Origin of the sequence: Pseudoalteromonas sp. BSi20439, assembly GCF_000241165.1 — a bacterium.
Taxonomy (GTDB): Bacteria; Pseudomonadota; Gammaproteobacteria; order Enterobacterales; family Alteromonadaceae; genus Pseudoalteromonas.
Map to the genome: position 1 here is coordinate 1 of NZ_BADW01000074.1, position 992 is coordinate 992.

Below are 992 nucleotides of genomic sequence, written 5' to 3' on the forward strand. Positions count from 1 at the left end.
TAACCTGAATCTCGTTTAAGAAAATTGAACTAAATGCCTGTTCCGAGATCCGATCTTTCGACCAAGAACGATTGGATAAACAAGGAACAGGCATGATTAAATTAGTTGAATTGTTTTGCGATGTCGACGATTTTTGCAAAGTATTTATACCTCAATGGGAAAAACAATTACTCGAAGACGGTACCCAAAAACGTCAACGAGCAGGACGTATGACGACCAGTGAAATCATGACAATTGTCATTAGTTTTCATATGTCACATCACCGTGATTTTAAAAATTACTATCTTGGCTATGTTTCACTTATGTATAAAAGTGAATTTCCTAACTTACTCAGTTACACACGATTTTTAGCCGTTATGCCGAGGATACTTGTACCGATGTGTGCTTATTTTACTTCACTTAAAGGTAAACCCACAGGCGTTGAATTCATTGATTCTACATGTATTAAGGTGTGTCATAATATTCGTATTCCCAGACACAAAACCTTTGATGGAATAGCCCAGCGAGGCAAAGGAACGATGGGTTGGTTTTATGGCTTCAAGTTGCATTTAATAGTTAATCACCACGGTGAAATTGTCGCTGCCAAAGTGACAACAGGTAATGTGCATGATACGCAACCAGTGCGTGAATTAGCGAGCTGCCTTACAGACAAATTGTATGGTGACAAAGGGTATTTAAGTAAAGCCTTAGAAGCGGATTTACTCGATAAAGGTGTGAAGCTCATTACGACTGTTCGCAAAAATATGAAAGCAAAAGCGATGTCATTATGGGATAGAGCGATGCTTTCAAAGCGGTTTATAATCGAGACAATTAATGATCAACTCAAGAACATATCCTTCATTGAACATTCGAGACATCGGAGTATGAACGGTTTTATGTTGAATTTAGTAGCTGGGTTGGTGGCTTATTGCTTGAAAGAAAATAAGCCACACCTTAATTTAACTGACGTAGAGCTCAACGCACTAGTTATCGCTTAAGCAGATCTCAGGTTA

1 protein-coding gene is annotated in these 992 nt (G+C 38.3%); it reads left to right on the forward strand.

Annotated features, from left to right (window positions below):
• Nucleotides 1-92 precede the first annotated feature (92 nt).
• Complete coding sequence (locus P20439_RS07115) at nucleotides 93-977, forward strand: IS982 family transposase (RefSeq protein WP_008465638.1); 885 nt, start codon at nucleotides 93-95, stop codon at nucleotides 975-977.
• Nucleotides 978-992 lie beyond the last annotated feature (15 nt).

Coding starts and splice junctions, on each gene's coding strand:
- P20439_RS07115 (WP_008465638.1), top strand. CDS start 93: ATGATTAAATTAGTTGAATTGTTTTGCGATGTCGACGATTTTTGCAAA.